22 protein-coding genes are annotated in these 25,697 nt (G+C 71.7%); 15 read left to right on the top strand and 7 right to left on the bottom strand.

Translation table 11 applies throughout. The features are described from left to right. The first annotated feature begins 101 nt into the window (after positions 1-101). The 8 genes from BLW57_RS35665 to hemC all read left to right on the top strand — a co-directional run bounded on the left by BLW57_RS35665 (position 102) and on the right by hemC (position 9,211). Complete coding sequence (locus BLW57_RS35665) at positions 102-1,301, top strand: aromatic ring-hydroxylating oxygenase subunit alpha (protein ID WP_093479826.1); 1,200 nt, start codon at positions 102-104, stop codon at positions 1,299-1,301. Between the two features lie 174 nt (positions 1,302-1,475). Continuing rightward, positions 1,476-2,603, top strand: a complete 1,128-nt coding sequence (locus BLW57_RS35660) for a polyamine ABC transporter substrate-binding protein (RefSeq protein WP_093479825.1) — start codon at positions 1,476-1,478, stop codon at positions 2,601-2,603. 3 nt (positions 2,604-2,606) lie between these two features. Then, positions 2,607-3,506 carry an ABC transporter permease gene (locus BLW57_RS35655; RefSeq protein WP_093479824.1) on the top strand — a complete coding sequence of 300 codons (900 nt, stop codon included), beginning with the start codon at positions 2,607-2,609 and terminating at the stop codon, positions 3,504-3,506. Further along, a complete protein-coding gene (locus BLW57_RS35650; protein ID WP_093479823.1) occupies positions 3,503-4,384 on the top strand; it encodes an ABC transporter permease in 882 nt (293 codons plus the stop codon). Before BLW57_RS35655 ends, BLW57_RS35650 begins: the two co-directional genes overlap by 4 nt. A 4-nt stretch (positions 4,385-4,388) precedes the next feature. Next, positions 4,389-5,468, top strand: coding sequence for an ABC transporter ATP-binding protein (locus tag BLW57_RS35645; RefSeq protein WP_093479822.1), 1,080 nt, complete (start codon positions 4,389-4,391; stop codon positions 5,466-5,468). Between the two features lie 27 nt (positions 5,469-5,495). Continuing rightward, positions 5,496-6,815: a flavin monoamine oxidase family protein gene (locus BLW57_RS35640; RefSeq protein ID WP_093479821.1), complete on the top strand. Its 1,320-nt coding sequence runs from the start codon at positions 5,496-5,498 to the stop codon at positions 6,813-6,815. Beyond that, entirely contained in the window at positions 6,808-8,241 is a 1,434-nt protein-coding gene (locus tag BLW57_RS35635) for an aminobutyraldehyde dehydrogenase (RefSeq protein ID WP_093479820.1), read from the top strand. The genes BLW57_RS35640 and BLW57_RS35635 overlap by 8 nt, the downstream gene beginning before the upstream one ends. A gap of 34 nt (positions 8,242-8,275) precedes the next feature. Then, positions 8,276-9,211, top strand: a complete 936-nt coding sequence (hemC, locus tag BLW57_RS35630; RefSeq protein WP_093479819.1) for a hydroxymethylbilane synthase — start codon at positions 8,276-8,278, stop codon at positions 9,209-9,211. 40 nt (positions 9,212-9,251) lie between these two features. Here hemC and BLW57_RS35625 read toward each other — a convergent pair whose 3' ends face one another. The 4 genes from BLW57_RS35625 to BLW57_RS35610 form a co-directional block, all read right to left on the bottom strand. Continuing rightward, positions 9,252-9,776: a hypothetical protein gene (locus BLW57_RS35625; protein ID WP_093479818.1), complete on the bottom strand. Its 525-nt coding sequence runs from the start codon at positions 9,774-9,776 to the stop codon at positions 9,252-9,254. Between the two features lie 190 nt (positions 9,777-9,966). Continuing rightward, positions 9,967-10,824, bottom strand: coding sequence for an ABC transporter permease (locus BLW57_RS35620; RefSeq protein ID WP_093479817.1), 858 nt, complete (start codon positions 10,822-10,824; stop codon positions 9,967-9,969). Beyond that, positions 10,784-11,626 carry an ABC transporter ATP-binding protein gene (locus tag BLW57_RS35615; protein ID WP_093481061.1) on the bottom strand — a complete coding sequence of 281 codons (843 nt, stop codon included), beginning with the start codon at positions 11,624-11,626 and terminating at the stop codon, positions 10,784-10,786. Before BLW57_RS35615 ends, BLW57_RS35620 begins: the two co-directional genes overlap by 41 nt. Positions 11,627-12,105: 479 nt before the next feature. Beyond that, positions 12,106-12,561, bottom strand: a complete 456-nt coding sequence (locus BLW57_RS35610) for a MarR family winged helix-turn-helix transcriptional regulator (protein ID WP_093479816.1) — start codon at positions 12,559-12,561, stop codon at positions 12,106-12,108. 243 nt (positions 12,562-12,804) lie between these two features. Between BLW57_RS35610 and BLW57_RS35605 the strand changes: the two genes are divergently transcribed. Further along, positions 12,805-13,599 (top strand): RNA polymerase sigma factor SigF, encoded by a 795-nt coding sequence (locus BLW57_RS35605; protein ID WP_093479815.1) that lies wholly within the window; start codon positions 12,805-12,807, stop codon positions 13,597-13,599. Positions 13,600-13,631: 32 nt separating this feature from the next. On the opposite strand, the gene BLW57_RS35600 is transcribed toward BLW57_RS35605, so the two are convergent. Continuing rightward, positions 13,632-13,943, bottom strand: coding sequence for an ANTAR domain-containing protein (locus BLW57_RS35600; RefSeq protein WP_093479814.1), 312 nt, complete (start codon positions 13,941-13,943; stop codon positions 13,632-13,634). Between the two features lie 159 nt (positions 13,944-14,102). Here BLW57_RS35600 and BLW57_RS35595 point away from each other — a divergent pair, with 159 nt between their 5' ends. Beyond that, on the top strand, positions 14,103-14,924 hold the full coding sequence (locus BLW57_RS35595; RefSeq protein ID WP_093479813.1) for a VOC family protein: 822 nt from the start codon (positions 14,103-14,105) through the stop codon (positions 14,922-14,924). Positions 14,925-14,988: 64 nt separating this feature from the next. Here BLW57_RS35595 and glgX read toward each other — a convergent pair whose 3' ends face one another. Together glgX and BLW57_RS35585 are read right to left on the bottom strand one after the other, a co-directional pair. Then, the gene (gene glgX, locus BLW57_RS35590; protein ID WP_093479812.1) at positions 14,989-17,133 is read right to left on the bottom strand and encodes a glycogen debranching protein GlgX; all 2,145 of its coding nucleotides are present in this window, start codon (positions 17,131-17,133) and stop codon (positions 14,989-14,991) included. Next, positions 17,130-17,642: a pep a2 gene (locus BLW57_RS35585; RefSeq protein WP_093479811.1), complete on the bottom strand. Its 513-nt coding sequence runs from the start codon at positions 17,640-17,642 to the stop codon at positions 17,130-17,132. The genes glgX and BLW57_RS35585 overlap by 4 nt, the downstream gene beginning before the upstream one ends. A gap of 303 nt (positions 17,643-17,945) precedes the next feature. Between BLW57_RS35585 and BLW57_RS35580 the strand changes: the two genes are divergently transcribed. The 5 genes from BLW57_RS35580 (at position 17,946) to glgB (ending at position 25,664) form a co-directional block, all read left to right on the top strand. Further along, the gene (locus BLW57_RS35580; protein ID WP_093479810.1) at positions 17,946-18,245 is read left to right on the top strand and encodes a DUF5133 domain-containing protein; all 300 of its coding nucleotides are present in this window, start codon (positions 17,946-17,948) and stop codon (positions 18,243-18,245) included. Between the two features lie 108 nt (positions 18,246-18,353). Further along, complete coding sequence (locus BLW57_RS35575) at positions 18,354-20,345, top strand: alpha-1,4-glucan--maltose-1-phosphate maltosyltransferase (RefSeq protein WP_093479809.1); 1,992 nt, start codon at positions 18,354-18,356, stop codon at positions 20,343-20,345. Further along, on the top strand, positions 20,342-22,060 hold the full coding sequence (gene treS, locus BLW57_RS35570; RefSeq protein ID WP_093479808.1) for a maltose alpha-D-glucosyltransferase: 1,719 nt from the start codon (positions 20,342-20,344) through the stop codon (positions 22,058-22,060). Before BLW57_RS35575 ends, treS begins: the two co-directional genes overlap by 4 nt. A 30-nt stretch (positions 22,061-22,090) precedes the next feature. Beyond that, a complete protein-coding gene (locus BLW57_RS35565) occupies positions 22,091-23,455 on the top strand; it encodes a maltokinase N-terminal cap-like domain-containing protein (protein ID WP_093479807.1) in 1,365 nt (454 codons plus the stop codon). A gap of 4 nt (positions 23,456-23,459) precedes the next feature. Continuing rightward, positions 23,460-25,664 carry a 1,4-alpha-glucan branching enzyme gene (gene glgB, locus BLW57_RS35560; RefSeq protein WP_093479806.1) on the top strand — a complete coding sequence of 735 codons (2,205 nt, stop codon included), beginning with the start codon at positions 23,460-23,462 and terminating at the stop codon, positions 25,662-25,664. Positions 25,665-25,697: the final 33 nt, after the last annotated feature.

The raw sequence follows: 25,697 nt of genomic DNA, 5'->3' as shown, positions 1-25,697 counted from the left end.
AGTCAGCCGGGACACGCCAGGTGCGCAACGGCACCGTGGGCCGTCGTCCCGCCCGCAGCCTCACCGCCCATCGCCGTCGCCGCGGCGCGGAGGAGGACCCCATGCACCCCTCGACCACCCGGGCCGACACCGCACCGGTGAATCCGCCCCAGGCACCCGAAGAGGATCCCGGGAAAGCGCTGTCCGCGCGCTACTACACCGATCCGGCCGTCAGAGCGGCCGAGACCGAGCACATCTTCGCCAGGTCCTGGCAGCTCGCCTGCCACGAGTCCGACCTGCCCGGGCCGGGCGCCCGTCTGACCGCCACGGTCGCCGGCCGCGAGGTCCTGGTCGTCCGCACCGAGGACGGCGGCCTCGCCGCCCACCTGAACGTCTGCCGCCACCGCGGCACCCGCCTGGTCACCGCCCCGGAACCGGAGGGCAGGGCGATCCGCTGCCCCTACCACGGCTGGACCTACAAACTGGACGGACGCCTGGTCGGCGCCCCGGAAGCCCGCCGGATCCCCTGCCTGGACAAGCCCCGCCTCGGACTGCACCCGGTCAACGTCGAGTCGTTCCTCGGCTTCGTCTTCGTCAACCTCGACATGGAGGCGACACCCCTCGCCGAATCCTGCAAGGGACTCGCCGAGGCCGTCGGCCGCTACGCCGGGGCGGACCTGGTGCCCGTCGGCAAGCACCGCATCCACGACCTCGCCGACGGCGAGGAGCAGAACGCCAACTGGAAGGTGATCGTCGACAACTACCTGGAGGGCTACCACGTCCCCGTCGCCCACCCCGCGCTGATGCGCCTGCTCGACTACCAGGCGTACACGGTGGACGTGCAGGAGAACTACGTCCTGTTCGAGTCCCCGCTGCGCGACAAGCCGTCCTCGAACTGGACCGAGCGGCTCTACCAGCGCCTCGCCTCCCCGATGCCGGGGCTGACCGAGGCCGACCGCCGGGTCTGGCGGTACGCCGTGATCTACCCGAACACGCTCATCGACTTCTACCCTGACCACGTGCTCGCGTGGACCGCCCTGCCCACCGCCCAGGACCGGGCGGCGATCCCCGGCGCCTTCTACACCAGGCACGGGGCGGGCGTCCGCACCCGGCTGGCCCGCCGGCTCAACATCCACATCGGCTGGGTCACCAACGACGAGGACGCAGAGCTGGTGGAACGCGTACAGGCCGGCCTCACCACGCCCGGCTTCGAACCGGGACCGCTCTCGCGCCGCGAGGCCGCCGTCGGCTGGTTCGCCCGCCGGGTCCGGGACGACCTGGAGGGGACCGCGCCGTTCGCCCCCGAGGGGACCGCCCCGTGACGCCCTCCGCCCCGCGCCCACGTCCGGTGCGCCTCCCGCCGGGCTTACCCCTCCCCCGCTGACGCGCGTCCGCACCACCCCAGACCGGTCTTCACTGCGGAGTCAGGGCCCGCAGCGAGCCGACCAGCCGGTCCGCCCTGGACTTGTGCCGTTCCTCGACGGAGAGGACGCTTCATGTCCCCCGTTCCACCCATCCCACCGACCCGCCGCGCCCTTCTGCGCGCGGGCGCCGGCGGACTGCTGGGCGCCGCGGCCGCAGGCTGCGGGTTCATGCCCGCGCGCCAACCCGACGCGAAGGACCTCGCCCCCGTCCGGCCCCGCGTCGACGGCGACCTCGTCTACTTCAACTGGGCCGACTACGTGGATCCTTCCGTCTTCAAGGGCTTCGAGAAGGAGTACGGCGTCAAGGTCGTGCAGTCGAACTTCGACTCCATGGAGGGCATGGTCGCCAAGCTCAACGCGGGCAACCGGTACGACATCGTCTTCCCCACCGCCAAGTGGGCCCAGCGCCTGGTCCGCGGGGGCCGGCTGCGCCGGATCGACCACAGCCGGCTCACCAACGCCCACGCGATCTTCGGCACCTACGGCTATTTCGCGGACCCGTGGTACGACCCGGGCTCCGCGCACACCGTCCCCTTCACCGCCTACAAGACCGGCATCGGCTGGCGCCGCGACCGGATCGGCGAGCTCACCGGGTCCTGGAAGGACCTGTGGAGCGACAAGGCCCGCGGCAAGGTGTTCCTGCTCGACGACCGCGACGAGGTCCTCGGCATGGGCGCCCTGGAACTCGGCCTGCCCGTCAGCACCGGCGACACCGGCGACCTCGACCGCATCACGTCCCTGCTGGGCACCCTGCGGCCCCGGCTGCGCGGCTTCTCCAGCGACAGCTACAACAACCTCCTCAACGGTAACGCGGTCATGACCCAGGCCTGGAGCGGTGACATGGCCGCCATGCTCAACCAGGCCAAGGACCCCTCCGTCTTCGGCTTCCAGGCCCCCAGGGAGGGGACACCGATCAACTCCGACTGCTACGCCATCCCCTGGAACGCCCCACACCCCGGCACCGCGATGCTCTTCATCGACTACATGCTCCGGCCGGAGAACGTGAAGAAGAACATCGAGTACATCGGCTACCCGATGCCGGTCGCCGGCACCGAGAAGGTCTACGCCGCCCTCGTCGAGCCCTTCCCCGAGTGCCTGGTCACCGAGGCCGACCTCAAGGCGGACCTGTTCTTCCGCAACGGCGACCGCGCGGCGGAGGACGCCCGCGACACCGCCTGGACCCATGTGAAGGCGGGCTGAGACATGACACTGCTCCGCCCCTCCTCCCGCACCCGGCGCCGCAAACCGGACACCGGCGGCAGCCGCATGTGGACCTGGTTCATGCTGCCCGGCACCCTGTGGATGACCGGCTTCCTGGTCGCCTCGCTGATCCTCGTCGCCGTACTCGCCGTCGGCACCACCGACGAACTCGGCAACCCGCGTTTCGGCTTCGACCTCGCCGGCGTCCGCGCCCTCGCCGACCCCGCCTACACCGAGGTCCTCGCCCGCTCCCTCGGCTACGCGCTGCTGACCTGCCTGATCTGCCTGCTGATCGCCTATCCGGTGGCGTACACCATCGCCCTGCACGGCGGCCGGTACAAGAACGCGCTGATCGCCGCGATCGTGGTGCCGTTCTTCGCCAACTACCTGGTCCGCATGTACGGCTGGTCGGTCGTCCTCTCGGACGACGGGCCCCTGCTCCGCGCCCTGCGCGCGATCGGCCTCGCCGACGACGACACCAGGATCCTCAACACCGGGATCGGCGTGGTCGCGGGCCTCGTCTACGGCTTCGTCGTCTTCATGATCATCCCGCTGTACGCGGCCCTGGAACGGCTGGACGTCTCTCTCATCGAGGCCGGCCGCGACCTGTACGGCGGACCGGTGCGGACCTTCTTCTTCGTCACCCTGCCCGCCACCCGGCAGGGCGCCGCCGCCGGGCTGGTCCTGGTGTTCCTGCCCGCCATGGGCGACTTCGTCAGCGCGCAGCTCATGGGAGGCCCGGACCAGATCATGATCGGGAACCTGATCCAGGACAAGTTCTTCCAGGGCCAGAACTGGCCCCTGGGCTCGGCGCTGACCATGCTGCTGATGCTGGTGCTGCTGCTCGGGATGTTCGGCTACCTGCGGCGCACCCGCAAGGACGAGGCGGAGGCGCGCCGATGACCCTGATCAAACCGCCCCCGGCCGCCGCTCCCGCCCGGACCGCCGCGAAATCCCGCTCGCGGCGCGGCCGCGCCGAACGCAGGCCGCGCGTCCTCCTCGCCGTCACCGGGCTGTTCTTCGCGCTGCTGTACCTGCCCATCGCGGTCGTCGCGCTGTTCTCCTTCAACTCCAAGAAGTCCCTGACCGTGTTCGGCGGGTTCAGCCTGCGCTGGTACCGCGCCTTCGCCCAGGACGACGTGCTCCTCGCCTCGCTCGGCACCAGCCTGCGGATCGCGCTGGTGGCGATGGCGGGCTCGGTGCTCCTCGGCGTGGCCCTCGCGCTCGGCCTCGTGCGTTCCCGCACCCGGCTCGGCTCGCTCGCCGGACTCGTCATGCTCGTCCCGCTGATCACCCCCGAGATCGTCACCGGCGTCGCGTCGATGCTGCTGTTCAAGGGCCTCGGCGTGACCCTGTCCACGGGCACGGTCATGCTGTCGGAGATCACCTTCTCCATCTCCTACGTCACCGTCATCCTCCGCTCCCGCGTCGCCGCGCTGAACCCGGAGGTGGAGGAGGCCGCGATGGACCTCGGGGCCACCCGCTGGCAGGCGGTCCGCCTGGTCACCCTGCCGGCCCTGCTGCCCGCCGTGCTCGCGAGCGCCGTACTGATCTTCGCGCTCGTCTTCGACGACTTCGTGCTCGCCTACTTCACCACCGGCGTCGACCCCCAGCCGCTGTCGGTGCGGATCTACTCCGCGATCCGCTTCGGGGTGCAGCCGACCATCAACGCCGTCGGCACCCTGATGCTCGCCGGATCCATCTGCCTGATCGCCCTCGCGCTGTTCATCCCGCGCCTCTTCGGCCGCCGCGGCGGCCTCGACATCCTCTCCGGAGAGTGACCCCATGGACGCGACCGACGCGACCCCGGCCGTCCGGCTCGACGGCGTCTCCAAGCAGTACGCGGACTCCTTCGCCGTGCGCGACCTCGACCTCGACATCGAGGCCGGCCACTTCTTCTCGCTGCTCGGCCCCTCCGGCTGCGGCAAGACCACCTCACTGCGCATGATCGGCGGGTTCACCGACCCCACCGAGGGCTCGGTGCTGCTGGCCGGCGAGGACGTGACCGGGCTGCCGCCCAACAAGCGCAACGTCAACACCGTCTTCCAGAGCTACGCCCTCTTCGACCACTTGAGCATCGCCGACAACATCGGCTTCGGCCTCAAGCGCAAGGGCGTCGACCGGACCGAGACCCGCAGGCGGGTGGCCGAGATGCTGGACCTGGTCCAGCTCGGCGGCCTGGCCGAGCGCAAGCCCCGCACCCTCTCCGGCGGCCAGCGCCAGCGCGTCGCCCTGGCCCGCGCCCTGGTCAACCGGCCCGCCGTCCTCCTCCTGGACGAGCCGCTCGCGGCCCTCGACCTGAAGCTGCGCCGGCAGATGCAGGTGGAGCTGAAGCAGATCCAGCGCGAGGTCGGCATCACCTTCGTCTTCGTCACCCACGACCAGGACGAGGCGCTCACCATGTCCGACCGGATCGCCGTGATGAACGCCGGCCGGGTCGAGCAGTGCGGCACCCCCGAGGACATCTACGAGCACCCGGCGAGCCGCTTCGTCGCCTCCTTCATGGGCACCTCCAACCTGATGACGGGCACCTACCGCGGTGGCGAGGTCGCCCTGGACAAGGGCCCCGCCCTGCCGGTCGGCCACCGTTCCGGCATCACGGAGGGGACCGCCGTCAGCGTCTCCGTCCGCCCCGAGAAGATCTGGCTGTCCGACTTCGAACCGGGCATGTCGGTGCTCAGCGGGGTGATCCGCGAGACCGTCTACAGCGGCGCGACCACCACCTACCTCATCGAGCTCGCCCCCGGCGTCACCCTGTCGGTGCTGGAGCAGAACACGGACCGCGCCCGCATGGAGGACCGCTGGAGCGGCGGCGAGACCGTGGAGTTCGCCTGGCGCCCCGAGCACTGCCTGGTCATGGCCTGACCGCGCCCGAACCGGAGAGCGAAACTGATGCATCACGACGTGATCGTGCTCGGCGCCGGACTGGGCGGCCTAGCCGCCGCCCGGGACCTGGCGGCCGCCGGCACCGACGTACTCGTCCTGGAGGCCCGTGACCGCGTCGGCGGCCGGGTCGAGCAGACCCGCACCCCCGACGGCCGCACCGTCCAGCTGGGCGGCGAGGTGGTCGGCCGCGGGCACACCGCCTATCTGCGACTCGCCGGGGAACTCGGCCTCGAACTCGTCCCCAGCTACGTGGCCGAGCCCGGCCGGATCACCCGGGCCACACCGGAGGGCCGCTCGGCCGGCGATCCGCCGCACTGGTTCGGCCCCGGGGACGCCGCCCTGCACGACAAGCTGGGCGCGGAGTTCGGCGCCCTGGCCGCCGGCGTCGACCCCGACGACCCCTGGTCGCACCCCGACGCCGCCGCCCTGGACCGGCTGTCCGTGGCCGGCTGGCTGCGCTCCCGGCACGCCACCCCGGCCGTGGTCCGCCTGTGGGAGATCGGCCAGCTCGCCCTGGCCGGCGGCTCCTACGAACGGATCTCCCTGCTGGCAGCGCTGCGCAAGAGCGCGGCGGTCCCCGGCTCGGGCGGCGGCGACTACGACTACGACGACTGGGAGGGGTTGAAGCTTGCGGCCGGCTCGGCGACCCTCGCCGAGGTCCTCGGCCGCGGTCTCGGCCCCCGCGTACGGCTCGGCTCACCCGTCGCCGCCCTGGACGTACGGCCCGGCCACTGCCGCGTCCGGCTGGTCACCGGCGAGGTCCTCACCGCCACCGCCGTGGTGAGCGCGCTGCCCGTGGGGCCACTGCGGGACGTCGCCGTCACCGGAGTGAGCGAGGCCCGGCTCGCCTCCCTGCACCGGCAGCGGCAGGCGACGGCCGCGAAGTTCGCCGCCGTGTACGACCGTCCCTTCTGGCGGGACGGCGGCCTCAACGGCCTGTCCGAGGCGGAGGGGGTGCTGGGCAGCACCTGGCCGCAGAACGAGGGCGTGCTGTCGGCGCTGATCCCGCCCGAGCGGTACGGCGTCCTGCTCGGCACCCCGCCCGCTCTGCGCACGCCCGAGCTGCTCGCCGAGATCGCCGGCATGTTCGGCGACGAGGCGCTGCGGCCGACGGCCTGCCATCTGCGGCTGTGGGGCACCGACCCGTGGACCCGGGGCTACGTCACCCAGTGGCCGCCGGGCGAGGTCATGGCGGTCGGCCCGCTGCACGGCCGCCACGAACCCCCGTTCTACGTCTGCGGCTCGGACCACTGGGTCGCCGGATACATGGAGGGCGCCGTCCGCACCGGGCGCGCCGCCGCCGAGGAGGCACTGCGCCGTGGCTGACCCCGAACACCTCACGACCGTGCTCAACCACATCGGCGGCAAGGAGGTGCCGGCCGCCTCCGGGGCCACCCTGCGGCTGGTCGACCCGGCCACCGGGCGCCTGCACGGGACGGCCCCGCTGTCCGGGCGCGAGGACGTCGACGAGGCCTGCCGGGCCGCTCAGGAGGCCTTCCCCGGCTGGTCGTCGACGACGCCCGCGCAGCGGCAGACCGCCCTGCTGCGCATCGCCGACGCCCTGGAGCGTCGGGCCGCGGCCGTGGCCGACGCGGAGGTGACCGACACGGGCAAGCCACGCGCCCTGTTCCTGGCGGACGAACTGCCCGCGATCACCGACGTGCTGCGGTACTTCGCGGGAGCCGCCCGGAACCTGCCGGGCGCCGCGGCCGCCGAGTACACCCCGGGCCGCACCTCACTGCTGCGCCGCGAACCGGTCGGGGTCTGCGCCCAGATCACCCCGTGGAACTACCCGTTGATGATGGCGGTGTGGAAGGTCGCGCCCGCGCTCGCCGCCGGCAACACCGTCGTGCTGAAGCCCTCCGACACCACACCGTCCTCGGCCGTGCTCCTCGCCCGGCTGGCCGCCGAGCACCTGCCGCCCGGCGTGCTCAACGTCGTCTGCGGCGACCGGGACACCGGGCGCGCCCTCGTCGCCCACCGGTACGTGCGGCTCGTGGCCGTCACCGGCAGCGTCCGCGCCGGACAGGAGATCGCCGCCGCGGCGGCGGCCGACCTCAAACGGCTGCACCTCGAACTCGGCGGCAACGCGCCGGTCCTGATCCACGAGGACGCCGATCTCGACGACGCGGCGGAACAGTTGTCGTCACTGGCCTTCTACAACGCGGGGCAGGACTGCACGGCCGCCACCAGGATTCTGGTCCACGAGCGGATCCACGACACCTTCCTGGACGCCTTCGCCCGCCGGGCCGCCCAGCGGGTGCCCGGCGCCCCGGACGACGCGCGGGCCGACTTCGGTCCGCTGGCCGGCGCCGTGCAACTCGCCTCCGTGCGGGGCCTGCTGGAGCGGCTGCCGGACCACGCCGAGGTCGTCACGGGCGGCACGGCCCTCGACGGGCCCGGCTACTTCCACCGGCCGACGGTGGTGGCCGGGGCCCGCCAGGAGGACGAGATCGTCCGCAGCGAGGTGTTCGGACCGGTCGTCACCGTCCAGCCGTTCACCGGCGAGGCCGAGGCCCTCCGCCTGGCCAACGGCGTGCCCCAGGGGCTCGCGGCGAGTGTCTGGACCCGGGACCACGACCGCGCGATGCGCGCGAGCCGGGAGCTGCACACCGGCATCGTCTGGGTCAACACCCATGGCACGACGGTGTCCGAGATGCCGCACGGGGGCGTACGGCACTCCGGATACGGCAGTGACCTCTCCCTCACCGGCCTGCTCGACTACACCCAGGTGAAACACGTCATGCTGTGACGGGGGTCCGGCCCCAGGGTCTATCGTGTCCCCCATGTCTGTGCCGGAACTCATCCGTATCGTCTCCCGCGACTCGCCCATGGCGCTGGCTCAGGTCGAGCGCGTACGCGCCGAGTTGGCCGTACTGCACCCGGGAGTGCGGACCGAGGTCGTCCCCGTGAAGACCACCGGTGACAAGTGGATGGGCGACCTGTCCCAGGTCGAGGGCAAGGGCGCGTTCACCAAGGAGGTGGACGCCGCCCTGCTCGCCGGGGAGGCCGACCTCGCGGTGCACTGCGTCAAGGACGTCCCCGCCGACCGGCCGCTGCCCGCGGGCACGGTGTTCGCCGCGTTCCTGAAGCGGGACGACGTCCGGGACGCGCTGGTGCACCCGGGCGGGCTCGGTCTGGACGAGCTGCCGGCCGGCACCCGGATCGGCACCTCCTCGGTGCGCCGGATCGCGCAGCTGGCCGCCACGCACCCGCACCTGGAGTGCGTGCCGTTCCGCGGGAACGCCAACCGCCGGCTGGAGAAGCTGGCCGCCGGCGAGGCGGACGCGCTGCTGCTGGCGGTGTCCGGCCTGGAACGGATCGGCCGCACGGACGTGATCAGCGAGGTGCTGTCGACCGAGACGATGATGCCGCCGATCGGCGCGGGGATCCTGGCCCTGCAGTGCCGGGAGGACGACAGGGCGCTGATCGACGCGGTCAGCGGGCTCGGCGACCCGGCCACCCACCGGGAGGCCACGGCCGAGCGGATGTTCCTGCATGTGCTGCAGGGCCACTGCAACAGCCCGATCGCCGGTTACGCGCGCATGGACCGCAGCGGTGAACTCTCGCTGCGGGCCTGTGTGTTCACGCCGGACGGCAAGACCCGGCTGAACGCCCACGAGTGGGCGGGCCGGCTGGATCCGGCCACGCTCGGCACCTCGGTGGCGGTGGCGCTGCTGCGGCAGGGCGCCCGGGAGATCATCGACGGCATCGCGCACTGACCCGCGTTCAGCCTCGGGCCGTACGGCACCGCCGCTCGTGTCAGGCGGTGCCGGGCTCGGTCTGGTCCTTGAGGAAGGCGCTCACCTGGTGGGCGAGGCCCGCCTGCGCGGTGGCCGTGGAAGCGGCAGCCGTCGCCGACTCCGAGACACCGATGCCGCCCGCCCACAGCCGGCGGTCGGCCCACTCCTCGTCGACCCGCAGCTGCACCTGCACGTCCACCTGACTGAGGGCGCCCTCGGGGGCGGCGGCGTAGATCACGGCGGTGGCCCGGCGCAGCGGATAGACGTCGAAGCCCTCGATGAACTGCGAGCTGCGCCAGTCGATGAAGGCGCCCTCGCCGTCGGGGCCGACCCGCACGTCGATCTGGCCGTCCTCCAGGTGGATGCCGTAGTGCCGGGCTCCGCGGTTCTCGATGGTCACCCGGACACTGAAATACGTCAGCCCGACGGCGGCGTCGTCGCGTCCGCGCGGGGGCTCGGCGGCCTCCAGACGGTGGACGCGGACGCGCAGACCGGCATGCTCGTCGTACTCCTGCCAGTCCCCGACCACGTTCGGCTCGTACACAGTGCCCCTCTCGCCTTTCGAGAGCTGCTGTTTATCTGTGTGCTCAGCGCACTGTCAAATGAGCAGAATGCGCTGTGGCCAGGGAATTCACCCGCTTTGATCGGTGATCAAGCGCTGCGCAGGAACAATCCCCTCCCGGCGCCGTCCGGCGGGCGGGGCGGGCGTGCCGCACATCACGTCGCCGGCAAGATCAGCGGGCCAGCCGGCCGAGCAGCGAGGAGGCCGCGGTGATGCCGAGGGCGGCGGCCACCGCGAGCACGCCGTAGTCGACCGCGAGATGCGCGGGCGTGCCCAGCAGCAGGCCGCGCAGGGCGTCGACTTGATAGCTCAGCGGGTTGGCCTTGCTGACGGCCTGGAGCCAGCCCGGCATCACCGAAACGGGGTAGAGGGCGTTGGAGCCGAAGAACAGCGGCATGGTGATCGCCTGTCCGAAACCCATGAGCCGGTCGCGGCTGAGGACGATGCCCGCGATGGTCATGGACAGGCAGGAGAAGAACACGGCGGCGAGGACCACCGCGAGCGCGACGCCGAGCAGCTTCAGCGGGTTCCAGGTGAGGGCGATGCCGAGGAGGGCCGCGATCAGGATGACGACGACCGCCTGCACCAGGGACTTCACCCCGGCCGCGAACGCCTTGCCGGTGATCAGGGCCGAGCGCGGGGTCGGGGTGACGAGGAGTTTGTTCAGGATGCCCGCGTCCCGTTCCCAGATGATCTGGATGCCGTAGAAGATCGCGATGAACATGGCGGACTGGGCGATGATGCCGGGCGCCAGGTAGTCGACGTACGGGATGCCGCCCGTGGGTATCGCCCGGATCCGGGTGAAGGTCTGACCGAAGATCAGCAGCCAGAGGGCGGGCTGGACCGCGCGGGTGTACAGCTCGGTGCGATCGTGGCGCAGCTTCTGCAGTTCGACCGCGCACAGGGCGCCGACGCGGGCGGGCAGCAGCAGCCGGCCGGCGCGGGGTACGGGCGGGCTGAGCAGCAGCGCGGTGTTCTCGAGCGTGCCGTCAGCCGACGCGACGGGCGGTGCGGCGGGTGCTTCGGACATCGCGGAAACCTCCTCCGCAGTGGTCGTCGAGGCCGCTGCCGGCGACCTCGCGGAAGACGTCCTCCAGCGTGGGCAGGACGTCGGTGCCGTGGCGTTCGGCGAGACCGTGGCGCAGCTCGGCGGGCGTGCCGAGGGCGTGGATGCGGCCGCGGTGCATCAGGCCGACCCGGTCGCAGTACTGGTCGGCCTCGTCCATGTAGTGGGTGGTGACCAGGACGGTCATGCCGGTGGCCGCGCGGACGGCGTTGATGTGCTCCCAGACGCCGGTGCGGGCGATCGGGTCGAGGCCGATGGTGGGCTCGTCGAGGATGAGCAGCCGCGGTGCGCTGACCAGGGCCTGGGCGAGTTCGAGGCGGCGGACCATTCCGCCCGAGTAGGTGCCGGCGAGCCGGTCGGCGGCGTCCGCGAGGCCGACGGCGGCGAGGGCCTGGGCGACCCGCTCGGCGCGCTCGCGGCGGCGCACGTCGAAGACCCGGGCGAAGAGGGCGACGTTCTCCCGGCCGGTGAGGCCGCTGTCGGCGGAGAGCTGCTGCGGGACGTAGCCGAGCAGGCGCCGGACGGCCATGCGTTCCCTGGCGGCGTCGTGACCGAAGACGCGGACCGTGCCGGAGGGGACGGGCAGGAGCGTCGTGAGGCAGCGGATGGCGGTGGTCTTGCCCGCGCCGTTGGGCCCGAGCAGCCCGAACACCTCTCCCTCCCGGACGCCGAGATCCAGCCCGTCGACGGCACGGGTCTCCCCGAAGGCATGGGTGAGCCCCACACACGCGACGGCCCAGGCCGGGTCCCCCGCGGCGGAGGGCACGCCACCGCCCGTACCGACCGCTTCCGGGATCGACAGGCGGTGGCCCGCCCGGCCCGCCGAGAACGCGGCCCCGGGCCCGCTCGCCCCCACGCCCGACGCGACCCCGTCCAGTCCACCGGGCACCCCCGCCCCGCACGGCCCCACACCCGAGGCCTCCGCCCCGAGCGCCGCGCCCGCCCCCTGCGAGCGGCCCATCGCGCGCGGGGCCGCCTTTGAGGCCACCGGCCCCGGCACCGCCGCCCCACCCCCTCCCGCGACCGCCCCGACCGCCGCACCGCAACCGCCCCCACCGACCGCCGCTTCCGGCCCGACCACACCCCCCACGGCGCGCGGGGTCGCGCCCTCGGCCTCTGCTCCCGGCCCCGCGGCCGCCCCGGTCGCCGTACCCGGAATGCCCGCAGGCGCTGCCGGCTCCGCCGCGCGCGAGGCCGAGTCCAGGGCTTTGGCCGGTGGGCCGGGGTTGTGCGGTGGGTTTCTCGTCATGATTCCTCGGCCTCCTCGTGCAGGGTGGCGGCCAGCTTGCGCAGGGCCGGGAGGGCCGCGCGCAGGGCCTCGCGGTCGGCGTCGTCGAGCCGGGAGACGTGGCGGTCCACCAGCTCGGCCCGGCGGCGCCGCCAGTCCCCGAGCCGCTTCTCGCCGGCGCCGGTCAGCAGCAGGCGGGCGCCGCGGCGGTCGGCGGGATCGGTCTCCCGGACCAGGTATCCCTCCCGGACGAGCTGGTTGACGAGGGTCGACACCGAATTGCCCGCCAGGTGCAGCCGCCGGGCCGCCTCCGAGATGCCGATGCCGGGCCGGGCCTCGACCAGCCGCAGCAGTTCCACCTCGGCACCGCGCAGCCGGGGGACGGTGAGCCCGCCCCGCAGACGGCGCCGGATCAGCCGCTGGATGCGTACCAGCGCGTCGGCCAGTTCCTCCGTGAACGCGTCGTTCGCCACACCTCGGAAATTACCTCTGTGACAGAGGTAATACCCCCAAGTCCACCTCCGGAATTCGTAAAGTCCTTTATGTACTCAATTGTTTAGAGATGTCCGCGAGGGGGAAAGCAAACGGAAGTGCTTCGGACAGGAGGCACGTCCGTGGGACCCGGTGCCGCCGGACGCCCCCGTGCCCATTTCCCGGTCCGAGCGCACCTCCCGCGGTGTCTGTCCATTCAGCACCTGCTGAGAGAGGTGCGCACGATGCCTGTCACCGGCAGCAGCAGCAAGCCCCACCCCCACGACGACGCCCCCGACACGGTGGAATCCTTCGAGCGGCTCGCGAAGCTGCCCGACGGTCCCGAGCGCCGGACGCTCCGCGACGAGCTGATCGAACTGTGGCTCCCCATGGCCGAGCGGATCGCCGTGCGGTTCCGCGGCCGCGGCGAGGCCCTGGAGGACCTGTACCAGGTGGCCGCCCTCGGACTCGTGAAAGCCGTCGACCACTTCGATCCGGAGCGCGGCCGGGCGTTCGAGGCGTACGCCGTGCCGACGATCACCGGTGAGATCAAACGCCACTTCCGCGACCACATGTGGACCCTGCACGTGCCGCGCCGAGTGCAGGACCTGCGCAACCGGGTCCGCAGCGCCGCGAAGGAGCTGGCGCAGACCACGTCCGGCCGGGCCCCCACGATCGCCGAGATCGCCGCGTACACCCGGCTCACCGAGGACGAGGTGCGCACCGGCATGGAGGCCCTGGAGTGCTTCTCCGCGCTGTCGCTGGACGCCGAGGTGGCCGGTACGGACGGCTACGCCCTCGGCGACTCGCTCGGCGCGTCCGACCCCGGCTTCGACCTGGTGGTCGACCGGGCCGCCGTCCGGCCCTGCCTGGACGCCCTGCCCGAGCGCGAGCGCCTCATTCTCTACCTGCGGTTCTTCCGCGGCATGACCCAGAGCCGGATCGCCGACCAGCTCGGCATCTCGCAGATGCACGTCTCCCGGCTGCTGAGCAGCTGCTTCGACCGTCTGCGCGAGGAACTGCTCGCCGAGGCCCGCTGAGCACCCCCCCCCCCCGGCGAGCCGCCGGCCCCTCACGCGTCCGCGCCGGGCACCTGCGTGGGGCCGTAGCGGTCCAGGGCGTCCTCCAGTTCGGCCCGCACCTCGGGCGGTATGTCACCCCGGCGCCCCCAGACGAGGATCAGTTCAGCGACGTTCCGCAGTTTGATGTTGGTGTGCTGGGAGACGTCTTTGAGCACCTCCCAGCCCTGGTCCGGGCTCACCCGGCCGAAGGCCACCATCATCCCGATCGCCTGGTCGACCACCGCGTGCGAGGCCACGGCCTCCTTCAACTGGTCGACCTCCGCCTGAAGCTCGGCGATGCGGTCCGCTTCGCTCTCTCCCATGCCTCCCATGGTGCGCGAACGGCCCAGCAGTGGGCCACCCCCGGGGTACTGACCCCCCGCCACCCGGGGTACTCGACAGGCAGCCCTCCCCCCTCCGGCCGGACACTGGTGCAAGACCGGTGGCCGCCCGGCCCCGCCCCGAGAGCAGGACGCACTGCCATGAACCAAGACCCCCCTGTCAGCGGCGGACGGACCGAAGGCGCGCCGAGGCGCCGGGATGTCGTCTCCACCCACTCGGTCTTCGGTGCGCCGTGCTGGGTGAGTCTCACCAGCCGGGACCTGGAGGCCACGCAGGACTTCTACACGGCCGTCCTCGGCTGGCGCTGGCGCGGCGCGAAACTCGGCGAGCACTTCCGTATCGCCCTCGCGAACGGGGTGCCGGTGGCCGGGATCGCCGCCGTCGCCGCCATGTGGCAGATGGCGGTGGCCTGGACGCCGTACTTCGCCGTGCCGGACGCCGACGTGGCCGTGGCCCGGGCCCGCGAGCGGGGTGGCACGGCGGCCGTGGGACCGCTGTCCTTCCCGCCCGGCCGTGCCGCGCTCCTCGCGGACCGCGACGGGGCGACCTTCGGCATCTGGCAGGGCGAGCTGGTCTACAACTGGGAGGCGTGGCGGCGGGCCACGCCGGCCTTCATCCGGCTGCACACCCGCGACGCCTTCGATTCCGCGATCTTCTACGGCGAGATCCTCGACTGGGCGTCCGAGGTGTCGGGGTGCGAGGTCGAGTACGCGGGCGGAGAGGTGCTGCTGCGCTACCAGGGGGACGTGGTCGCGCGCATCGACTCCGGCGCCGTGGAAGCCGCCCCGGACCCCTCCGTGCGCCCGCACTGGCAGATCCACTTCGCCGTGTCCGACGTGGCGGCCTGCGCCCGTGCCGCGGAGAAGCACGGCGGCAGCGTCCTGAGCGAGGACGAGCAGGAGGCGGTGCTGCGCGACGCGGACGGCGCGCAGTTCACGGTGACGTCCCGCAGCCACCGGTGACCGGACCGCAGGGTGGTCCTCCGCCCGCCGCGAGCCGGCCGGGCCCCGGTGGCCGGGGCCGCGCCTAGCCGGCCGCTCTCGACGGCCTGGACAGCAGGATCAGGCTGCGCGACTCCACGGGGAGCTTCGTGGCCGCCTTGCGTTCGCGTTCGTCGGGGACGCCGTCGGGATCCGCGGTGTCGATGAGGGTGGTCCAGCGCTCGCCGAAGGAGCCGTCCGGCAGCCGGAAGTCGACCGGCTCCCAGTAGCCGTTGACGAGCAGCAGGAAGCTGTCGTCGGTCATGCGGCGCCCGTACGGGTCGCGTTCGGCGATGGCGTCGCCGTTGAGGAACACGCCGACCGAGTGCGCGTCGCCGCGCTGCCAGTCCCGGTCGGTCATCTCGCGGGCGTCCGGCCGCAGCCACATGAGATCGGGCAGCGGCTGTTCGGCGTTGGTCGCGGTCTCGCCGCGGAAGAAGCGGCGGCGGCGCAGCACCGGATGCGCGGCGCGCAGGCCGATGAGGTGCCGGGTGAACTCCACCAGGGCGCTTTGCTCCGCCGTCAGCTCCCAGTCGACCCACGAGATCTCGTTGTCCTGGCAGTAGGCGTTGTTGTTGCCGCGCTGGGTGCGGCCGAGTTCGTCGCCGTGGCAGAGCATCGGGATGCCCTGCGAGAGCAGCAGCGTGGCCAGCAGGTTGCGCTGCTGGCGGGCGCGGAGTTCGAGGACGGCGGGATCGCCGGTGTCGCCCTCCGCGCCGCAGTTCCAGGACCGGTTGTGGCTCTCGCCGTCCCGGTTGTCCTCGCCGTTGTCCTCGTTGTGCTTGTCGTTGTACGACACCAGGTCGCGCAGCGTGAAACCGTCGTGCGCGGTGACGAAGTTGACGCTCGCGCGGGGCCGGCGCCGGCTGTGCTGGTAGATGTCGGAGGAGCCGGTCAGCCGGGAGGCGAACTCGCCGAGGGAACCGGGCTCCGCGCGCCAGAAGTCCCGTACGGCGTCCCGGTACTTACCGTTCCACTCCGACCACAGCGGCGGGAAGTTGCCCACCTGGTAGCCGCCCTCGCCCACGTCCCAGGGTTCGGCGATCAGCTTGACGCGGCTGATCACCGGGTCCTGCTGGATCAGGTCGAAGAACGCCGAGAGCCGGTCCACCTCGTGGAACTGCCGGGCGAGCGTGGCCGCGAGGTCGAAGCGGAAGCCGTCGACGTGCATCTCGGTCACCCAGTACCGCAGCGAGTCCATGATCAGCTGCAGTACGTAGGGGTGCCGCATCAGCAGACTGTTGCCGGTGCCGGTGGTGTCGTAGTAGTGCGCCCAGTCGCCGTCGACCAGGCGGTAGTAGGAGGCGTTGTCGATGCCCCGGAAGGACAGCGTGGGGCCCATCTCGTTGCCCTCGGCAGTGTGGTTGTAGACCACGTCGAGGATGACTTCGAGGCCGGCCGCGTGCAGCGCCTTCACCATCGCCTTGAACTCGTTGACCTGCTGGCCGAGGCTGCCGAAGGCGGCGTAGGCGTTGTGCGGGGCGAAGAAGCCGATGGTGTTGTAGCCCCAGTAGTTGGAAAGCTGCCGGTCCTGGAGGACACCGTCCTGCACGAACTGGTGGACCGGCATCAGCTCCACCGCGGTCACGCCGAGCGAGGTGAGGTGCTCGACGACCGAGGGGTGGGCGAGTCCGGCGTAGGTGCCGCGCAGCCGTTCGGGCACGTCCGGATGGGTGCGGGTCATGCCGCGCACGTGCGCCTCGTAGATGACCGATTCCGCGTACGGCGTCCGCGGCGGGCGGTCGTCGCCCCAGTCGAAGAACGGGTCGGTGACCACGCCGAGCATGGAGTGGCCCGCGCTGTCGGCCGGGGCGGGACCGTCCGGGGCGCGCTCGTACAGGGAGGCGTGGTTGTCGATCTGTCCGTCCACGGCACGGGCGTACGGGTCGAGCAGCAGCTTGGCCGGGTTGCAGCGGTTGCCGAGGGCGGGCTGCCAGGGGCCGTGCACCCGGAACCCGTAGCGCTGACCTGGGCCGATGCCGGGCAGGTAGGCGTGCCAGACGAAGCCGTCGACCTCGTGCAGCCGTACTGGGGTCTCCTTGCCGGACTCGTCGACCAGGATCAGCTCCACGCGCTCGGCGACCTCGCTGAAGAGGGCGAAGTTGGTGCCCTGTCCGTCGAACGAGGCGCCCAACGGGTAGGGGTGCCCGCTCCACACGGGCACCCCTGCACGCTTCTTGCGGGCGGTCACCGGCTGCCCTCCAGGACGCCGTCACCGGCGGGCGCGGGCGCGGCCAGCACCGCCGTCCGCAGGGCGCGCGGCACGCGGAGGCCCGTGCGCAGAGCGGGGTCGGGTGCGGTGGGCACCAGCGGGACGCGTTCGCCGGAACGGGCGCGCTGCGAGAACCAGATGATCTTGCTGCCGGTGTCGGAGGCACAGCACCCCCAGCCGTCGCTCATCGCGGCGATGTCCGCCAGGCAGGACCGCAGGTCCTGGTCCGGGCGCAGATCGGGGTCGTCGTCGCCGAAGGCGGTGATCAGGTGCTGGCCGTTCCACCACATCTCGATCGAGGTGTGCTTGTCGGTCGCGTGCTCGTCGATCGCCCTCAGCAGCAGTTCCGCGCCGAGGCAGACCGGGGCCACGAGGTTCTCGAGGTCCCAGTAGCGGAGGTGGGCGGCCAGGATGCGGCTGACCTGTACCACTCGTTCCGGACTGACTTCCACATCGAGGTGGTAGTAGCAGGGCACTGCGGTCTTCATCGTCGCTCGCTCCTCACCGGCGAAGCTCTCGCTCCCCTTGCCCCGTCCGGGAGGGATCCCGGACACATAGCGTGAGCGGTTATCGCTTCTGAGTCACCTTCACGATGGGGGCGCTACGCCATTCGTGCAACACGAGCACCCGACACCCGCAATGGTTGAAGCTCCAACAAGACGCTGCGTCATCGTGCATGCACCATAAGTGAAAGCCTCGATCGCCGTAACGGTGCCGCGCCTTCCCGTGCGCGGACACCACCCGACCGTCGGGAACGCGCCCAGTCGAGAGCGTGGAGGGTGAAGAGGGCGATGCTGCTACCCGCCAAGGCCGAAGTGGCCCGGCAGTTGCGGCGTTACCGGGCGTGGGAGCGCGTGATGCTCGCCTCGCCCCACGACCGCACGGTCCGGGCCGCCTTCGAGGACTCGGGTTACACGCTGTGCGTTCTGATGGGCAAACGGTGCGCCCGCGAGGCCGCGGACGCGGCCGAGCGCTATCTGCGCACCAGCCTGGTCACCTACCTGCGCGAGCAGGACGGACGGCCGCAGCCGCGCCGGACGGCCAGAAGAGCGCAGCCACCGGAGCGGCGTTCCACGGCGCCAAGCCCCTGACCTGGCACCGTACAAGGCGTTCCCCCACGGGACCGATCCGATTCGGCCCGTCTCGGATCGCGAAGCCGGGCCGCGTGCCCGGCTTCGCGCACGGCGGAGGTGAGATACATGCGCAGGACCCCGGCCATCGGCCGTGTACCGGTACGCGACGTCCGGCCGGCCGTGGAGTGCGGCAGGCGCCCGGCGAAGGCGGTGACCGGTGAGACCTTCGAGGTCACGGCCACCGTGTTCCGTGAAGGGCACGACGCCGTGGGTGCCAATGTGGTCCTGCGCGATCCCAAGGGCCGCCGAGGCCCTTGGACTCCGATGCGGGAGCTGTCCCCGGGCAGTGACCGCTGGGGCGCCGAGATCACTGCGGACGCCACCGGCCGCTGGACCTACCGGGTGGAGGCGTGGAGTCATCCGCTGGCCACCTGGCGGCACACCGCGTCCATCAAAGTGCCGGCCGGCATCGACACCGGTCTGGTGCTGGAGGAGGGCGCCGAGCTGTACGGGCGTGCGGCGGCGGGCGTCCCCAAGGGCCCTGAGCGGAACCTGGTGTTGGCCGCCGCGCACGCCCTCGGCGACGACTCGCTGTCGGTGCACGACCGTCTGAAGGCCGCCCTGGCCCCGGAGGTGGAGGAACTCCTCACCCGGTACCCCCTGCGCGACTTGGTGACGGCCTCCGACGCGATGCCGTTGCTGGTGGAGCGGGAGCGGGCGCTGTTCGGTTCCTGGTACGAGTTCTTCCCGCGTTCGGAGGGCACGGCGGAGCGGCCGCACGGCACGTTCCGCACGGCGGCCCGCCGGCTGAGGGCGATCGCGGACATGGGCTTCGACGTCGTCTACCTGCCGCCGGTCCATCCGATCGGCACGACGTTCCGCAAGGGCCGCAACAACACGCTGCACGCCGGCCCGGACGACGTGGGCGTGCCCTGGGCCATCGGCTCCCCCGAGGGCGGGCACGACGCCGTCCACCCGGACCTCGGCACGATCGAGGACTTCGACTTCTTCGTCGGTGAGGCGCGGAAGCTGAACCTGGAGATCGCGCTGGACTTCGCCCTGCAGTGCTCCCCCGACCACCCCTGGGTGGAGAAGCATCCGGAGTGGTTCCACCACCGTCCCGACGGCACCATCGCCTACGCCGAGAACCCGCCGAAGAAGTACCAGGACATCTACCCGATCGCCTTCGACGCGGACATGGACGGGCTCGTCACCGAGACCGTGAGGGTGCTGCGGCACTGGATGGACCACGGGGTGCGGATCTTCCGGGTGGACAACCCGCACACCAAGCCGGTCGTGTTCTGGGAACGGGTCATCGGGGAGATCAATCGCAAGGACCCGGACGTGATCTTCCTGGCCGAGGCGTTCACCCGGCCGGCGATGATGCACACCCTCGCGCAGGTCGGGTTCCAGCAGTCGTACACGTACTTCACCTGGCGCAACGACAAGCAGGAGCTGACGGAGTACCTGACGGAGCTGTCGGGCGAGGCGGCGGCCTACATGCGCCCCAACTTCTTCCCGAACACCCCCGACATCCTGCACGCCCACCTCCAGCACGGCGGCCGGCCCGCCTTCGAGGCCCGCGCCGTCCTCGCCGCCACCCTCTCCCCCACCTGGGGCATCTACAGCGGCTACGAACTGTGCGAGAACACCCCGCTGCGAGAGGGCGGCGAGGAGTACCTGGACTCGGAGAAGTACCAGCTCAAGCCCCGCGACTGGGAGGCCGCCGCACGGGAGGGCCGGACCATCGCCCCGCTCATCACCCGGCTCAACGACATCCGGCGGCGGCACCCCGCGCTACAGCGCCTGCGGAACCTCCGCTTCCATCGGACCGACAACGACGCCGTGCTCGCCTACAGCAAGAGCACGGGCACGGACACGGTCATCGTGGTCGTCAATCTCGACCCGCATCACACCCAGGAGGCCACGGTCTCGTTGGACATGCCGCAACTCGGCCTGGAATGGCACGACGCCCTGTCGGTGCACGACGAACTGACGGGCGGGACGTACCACTGGGGCAGGACCAACTACGTGCGCCTGACGCCCGGCAGCGCGCCGGCGCACGTGCTCCACGTCGGGCGATCGACGCCCCAGAACGGAGGGCCCGCAGCCTCATGACCGTCAACGAACCGGTACTGGACACGTTCGAGGACACTCCGGCGAAGGACCGGGACCCGGACTGGTTCAAGCGAGCCGTCTTCTACGAGGTCCTCGTGCGGTCCTTCCAGGACAGCAACGGCGACGGTGTCGGCGACCTGAAGGGCCTGACCGCCAAACTCGACTACCTGCAATGGCTCGGCGTGGACTGCCTGTGGCTGCCGCCGTTCTTCAAGTCGCCGCTGCGCGACGGAGGGTACGACGTCTCCGACTACACCGCGGTGCTCCCCGAGTTCGGCGACCTCGCCGACTTCGTGGAGTTCGTGGACGCCGCCCACCAGCACGGCATGCGCGTCATCATCGACTTCGTCATGAACCACACGAGTGACGAGCACCCGTGGTTCCAGGAGTCCCGCAAGAACCCCGAGGGACCCTACGGCGACTACTACATGTGGGCCGACGACGACAAGCAGTACCAGGACGCCCGGATCATCTTCGTCGACACCGAGGCCTCCAACTGGACCTTCGATCCGGTCCGCGGCCAGTACTACTTCCACCGCTTCTTCTCGCACCAGCCGGACCTGAACTACGAGAACCCGGCCGTGCAGGAGGAGATCCTGGCGGCGCTGAAGTTCTGGCTGGACCTGGGCATCGACGGGTTCCGCCTCGACGCGGTCCCCTACCTCTACGCCGAGGAGGGCACCAACTGCGAGAACCTGCCCGCCACCCATGACTTCCTGAGGCGGGTGCGCAAGGAGATCGACGCGCAGTACCCCGACACCGTGCTGCTGGCCGAGGCCAACCAGTGGCCGGAGGACGTCGTCGACTACTTCGGGGACTACGCCTCCGGCGGCGACGAGTGCCACATGGCGTTCCACTTCCCCGTCATGCCGCGCATCTTCATGGCCGTCCGCCGCGAGTCGCGCTACCCCGTCTCGGAGATCCTGGCCAAGACCCCGGCGATCCCCGCCGGCTGCCAGTGGGGCATCTTCCTGCGCAACCACGACGAGCTGACCCTCGAAATGGTCACCGACGAGGAACGCGACTACATGTGGGCCGAGTACGCGAAGGACCCGCGTATGCGCGCCAACATCGGCATCCGCCGCCGCCTCGCGCCCCTGCTCGACAACGACCGCAACCAGATCGAGCTGTTCACCGCCCTGCTGCTGTCCCTGCCCGGCTCGCCGATCCTCTACTACGGCGACGAGATCGGCATGGGCGACAACATCTGGCTCGGCGACCGCGACGCCGTCCGCACCCCCATGCAGTGGACACCCGACCGCAACGCCGGATTCTCCTCCAGCGACCCCGGACGCCTGTTCCTGCCCACGATCATGGACCCGGTCTACGGCTACCAGGTCACCAACGTGGAAGCCTCCATGTCCTCCCCGTCCAGCCTCCTCCACTGGACACGCCGCATGATCGAGATCCGCAAGCAGAACCCTGCCTTCGGACTGGGGTCGTTCACGGAGCTGCAGTCCTCCAACCCGGCGGTCCTGGCGTTCCTGCGCGAGTACGGCGACGACCTCGTGCTGTGCGTGAACAACTTCTCCCGTTTCGCCCAGCCCACCGAGCTCGACCTGCGGGCCTACGACGGACGGCACCCCGTCGAGCTGATCGGCGGCGTGCGCTTCCCGGCGATCGGTGAACTGCCCTACCTGCTCACCCTGCAAGGCCACGGCTTCTACTGGTTCCGGCTCACCCGAGTCGCATCCCGCATCGGCCGCCGCCGCTGAACCCCGGCGCCGAGGAAAGGACGCGTCACCATGCCGAAGACCATCACTCCCCGACCGAGAACCGCCGTCGGCGTCGACGGCCCCCTGGTCTCGCTCGGGGCGCTGTTGCGCGAGTGGCTGCCCAGGCAACGCTGGTTCGCGGGCAAGGACCGGCCGGTCACCGAGCTGTCGGTGCTGTCCGTGACCGAGCTGTTCCCCGGCTGTCTGCACCTGCTGGTGCACGCCTCCCACGCGCCCGTGCCCACGCCCGGGGGAACTCCCCCGCCCGGGGACTGCTACCAGCTGCTGCTGGGGCTGCGCGAGAACCCGGTGCCGCGGCTGGAACGGGCGTACATCGGGCGGGCGGTGGAGGGCCCGCTGGCGGGGCTCGCGGTCTACGACGCGCTGCACGACCCCCGCTCGGCGAACCTGCTGCTGGAGCGGCTGCGGCAGCCCGGCGCGGCGGGCCCGCTGCGCTTCGAGGCGGATCCGGGCGCGCACCTGCCCGGGGGGCTGCCGCCGCGGCTGCTGGACGCCGAGCAGTCCAACACGTCGATCGTGTACGGCGACGCGTACATCCTGAAGCTGTTCCGCCGCATCCAGCCCGGCGTCAACCCGGACCTCGAGGTGTCGGCCGCGCTGTCCGCCCAGGGCTGCACCCGGGTGCCGGCGCCGGTGGCCTGGTTCGGCACGACCGAGCCGCAGCCGGCGACGCTCGGCGTGCTCCAGCCCTTCCTGCCGGACGCCACCGACGGCTGGACCCTGGCGCTGCGCGCGCTCGCCGCGGGTGACGACTTCACCGGCGAGGCCCACGAACTCGGCCGGGCCATGGCCGAGGTGCACCTGGCGCTGGCGGAGGCCTTCCCGCCGGCGGGGCCCGGCGAGAACGGCCGGACGGCCGAGGCGATGTGCGCGCGGCTGGACGCCGCCGCGCACGCCGTACCCGGGCTGCGGCCCTTCGTACCGGGTCTGCGGACCGCCTTCGGGGCGCTGGCCACGTGCGACACCGGGCCGGCCGCCCAGCGCATCCACGGCGACCTGCACCTCGGACAGGTGCTCCGGGCCGGCCGCGACTGGTTCGTCATCGACTTCGAGGGCGAGCCGTCCAGGCCGCTGTCCGAGCGGCGGGCCCCCCAGTCCCCGGTGCGGGACGTGGCGGGGATGCTCCGCTCCTTCGACTACGCGGCCCGGCAGCGCCGCCCCTGGCGACCCGAATGGGCGCGCCGCTGCCGGGAGGCGTTCTGCGCGGGCTACGCGGCCCGTGCGGGCTGGGATCCACGGAAGAAGCACGCGCTGCTGCGCGCGCACGAGACGGACAGGGCGGTCTACGAGGTGCTGTACGAGGCGAGACACCGGCCCGACTGGCTGCCGGTACCGATGGCGGCGATCAAGCGACTCGCCGTGTGGGGAGGCTGAGGTCATGGCACTGCGCGACACCACACGTCCCGAGGCCGCCGGCCCCAAGGCGGCCGCGGCCGCCCCGCTGGACCCCGCCGACCGCGGCCGTCTGCTGGGCGGTGCGCACCACGATCCGCACGCCCTGCTGGGCGCCCGCCCGGTCCCGGGCGGCACCCTGTTCCGCGCCCTGCGCCCGAACGCCCGCGCGGTGTCCGTCGTGATCGACGGCAGGCGCACCGCTCTGGAGTCGGAGGGCGACGGGCTCTTCGCGGCCGTGCTCCCGCACCCGGAGGTCCCGTCGTACACCCTGCTGGTGGCGTACGACGACGCGGAGCAGGAGGTGCACGACCCGTACCGCTTCCTGCCCGCCCTCGGCGAGCTGGACCTGCACCTGATCCGCGAGGGCCGGCACGAGCAGCTGTGGCGGGCGCTCGGCGCCGAGCCGATGACCCACCAGGGCGTGGCGGGCACCCGCTTCACCGTGTGGGCGCCCAACGCCCAGGGCGTGCGGGTGGCCGGGGAGTTCACGTACTGGGACGGCACGCAGTACCCGATGCGCTCGCTCGGCGCGTCCGGGGTGTGGGAGCTGTTCCTGCCGGGGATCGGCGAGGGCGCCCGGTACAAGTTCGAGATCACCTCCCGCTACGGCCACCGCTTCCTCAAGGCGGACCCGATGGCACGGGGCACGGAGATGCCGCCGGACACGGCGTCGGTCGTGACGGCCGCCTCGCGCCACGAGTGGGGGGACGGGGAGTGGATGGCGCACCGCGGGGACACGCCCGTGCACGAGGCGCCGTTCTCTGTGTACGAGGTGCATCTGCCCTCCTGGCGACCGGGGTTGTCGTACCGGCAGCTCGCGGACGAACTGCCCGCGTACGTCAGGGCGATGGGCTTCACGCACGTCGAGCTGATGCCGGTCGCCGGGCATCCGTTCAGCGGCTCCTGGGGCTACCAGGTCACCTCGTACTACGCGCCGACGCCCCGGCTGGGCTCCGCGGACGACTTCCGGTACCTGGTGGACGCGCTCCACCGGGCCGGCATCGGCGTGATCATGGACTGGGTGCCCGCGCACTTCCCGAAGGACGACTGGGCGCTGGGCCGGTTCGACGGCGACCCGCTGTACGAACCCGGGGACTGGCGGCGGGCCGAGCATCCCGACTGGGGCACCTACGAGTTCGACTACGGGCGGACCGAGGTGCGCAACTTCCTCGTCGCCAACGCCGTGTACTGGTGCGAGGAGTTCCACATCGACGGGCTGCGCGTGGACGCGGTCGCCTCGATGCTCTACCTCGACTACTCGCGGGACTCCGGCCAGTGGGAGCCCAATGTCTTCGGCGGGCGGGAGGACCTCGACGCGGTGGCCTTCCTGCAGGAGATGAACGCCACGGTGTACCGGCGCTGCCCGGGCGTGGTGACCATCGCCGAGGAGTCCACCGCCTGGGACGGCGTGACCCGGCCGACGGACGGCGGCGGGCTCGGGTTCGGGTTGAAGTGGAACATGGGCTGGATGCACGACTCCCTGGAGTACGTCCAGAAGGAGCCGGTGCACCGCAAGTACCACCACAACGAGATGACGTTCTCGATGGTGTACGCCTACAGCGAGAACTACGTCCTGCCGATCTCCCACGACGAGGTCGTCCACGGCAAGCAGGCCCTGGTGTCGAAGATGCCGGGCGACTGGTGGCAGCGGCGCGCCAACCACCGTGCCTACCTCGGCTTCATGTGGGCGCACCCGGGCAAGCAGCTGCTCTTCATGGGGCAGGAGTTCGCCCAGGGAGCGGAGTGGTCGGAGGCACACGGCCCCGAGTGGTGGCTGCTCGACGACGGCTACCACTCGGCCGGCGACCACCGCGGTGTCCAGCAGTTGGTGCGGGACCTGAACGAGCGGTACCGGGCGACACCCGCGCTGTGGCAGCGGGACACCGACCCGGCCGGCTTCCGCTGGGTGCTGTGCGACGCCGCCGACGACAACGTGTTCGCGTTCCTGCGCTACGACCGTGAGGGGTGCCCGCTGCTGGCGGTGTCGAACTTCTCCCCCGTCGTCCGGCACGGCTACCGGGTGTGGGTGCCCGACGAGGTACCCGCCTGGCAGGAGGAGCTGAACACGGACGACGTCCGTTACGGCGGCGGTGGGGTCGGCTCCGGCGGACCGCTCAAGCCCGAGGACGGGTTCCTGGAACTCACCCTCCCGCCGCTCGCCACCGTCTGGCTGGCACCGGAGCACTGACGGCCGTAGGTGTCGGCTGCCGCGCCAGGGGCA

The organism is Streptomyces sp. 1222.5, assembly GCF_900105245.1.
Lineage (GTDB): Bacteria > Actinomycetota > Actinomycetes > Streptomycetales > Streptomycetaceae > Streptomyces > Streptomyces albidocamelliae.
Note: the sequence above shows the minus strand (reverse complement) of the source record. Positions and strands in the feature narration are given on the sequence as shown.

Bases quoted from the DNA above. Each gene is read 5' to 3' on its own strand.
- BLW57_RS35645 (WP_093479822.1), top strand. From the start codon at position 4,389: ATGGACGCGACCGACGCGACCCCGGCCGTCCGGCTCGACGGCGTCTCC.
- BLW57_RS35600 (WP_093479814.1), bottom strand. From the start codon at position 13,943: ATGGGAGAGAGCGAAGCGGACCGCATCGCCGAGCTTCAGGCGGAGGTC.
- BLW57_RS35595 (WP_093479813.1), top strand. From the start codon at position 14,103: ATGAACCAAGACCCCCCTGTCAGCGGCGGACGGACCGAAGGCGCGCCG.
- BLW57_RS35580 (WP_093479810.1), top strand. From the start codon at position 17,946: ATGCTGCTACCCGCCAAGGCCGAAGTGGCCCGGCAGTTGCGGCGTTAC.
- BLW57_RS35585 (WP_093479811.1), bottom strand. From the start codon at position 17,642: ATGAAGACCGCAGTGCCCTGCTACTACCACCTCGATGTGGAAGTCAGT.
- hemC (WP_093479819.1), top strand. From the start codon at position 8,276: ATGTCTGTGCCGGAACTCATCCGTATCGTCTCCCGCGACTCGCCCATG.
- BLW57_RS35655 (WP_093479824.1), top strand. From the start codon at position 2,607: ATGACACTGCTCCGCCCCTCCTCCCGCACCCGGCGCCGCAAACCGGAC.
- BLW57_RS35660 (WP_093479825.1), top strand. From the start codon at position 1,476: ATGTCCCCCGTTCCACCCATCCCACCGACCCGCCGCGCCCTTCTGCGC.
- glgB (WP_093479806.1), top strand. From the start codon at position 23,460: ATGGCACTGCGCGACACCACACGTCCCGAGGCCGCCGGCCCCAAGGCG.
- BLW57_RS35640 (WP_093479821.1), top strand. From the start codon at position 5,496: ATGCATCACGACGTGATCGTGCTCGGCGCCGGACTGGGCGGCCTAGCC.
- BLW57_RS35575 (WP_093479809.1), top strand. From the start codon at position 18,354: ATGCGCAGGACCCCGGCCATCGGCCGTGTACCGGTACGCGACGTCCGG.
- treS (WP_093479808.1), top strand. From the start codon at position 20,342: ATGACCGTCAACGAACCGGTACTGGACACGTTCGAGGACACTCCGGCG.
- BLW57_RS35565 (WP_093479807.1), top strand. From the start codon at position 22,091: ATGCCGAAGACCATCACTCCCCGACCGAGAACCGCCGTCGGCGTCGAC.
- BLW57_RS35605 (WP_093479815.1), top strand. From the start codon at position 12,805: ATGCCTGTCACCGGCAGCAGCAGCAAGCCCCACCCCCACGACGACGCC.
- BLW57_RS35620 (WP_093479817.1), bottom strand. From the start codon at position 10,824: ATGTCCGAAGCACCCGCCGCACCGCCCGTCGCGTCGGCTGACGGCACG.
- BLW57_RS35650 (WP_093479823.1), top strand. From the start codon at position 3,503: ATGACCCTGATCAAACCGCCCCCGGCCGCCGCTCCCGCCCGGACCGCC.
- BLW57_RS35665 (WP_093479826.1), top strand. From the start codon at position 102: ATGCACCCCTCGACCACCCGGGCCGACACCGCACCGGTGAATCCGCCC.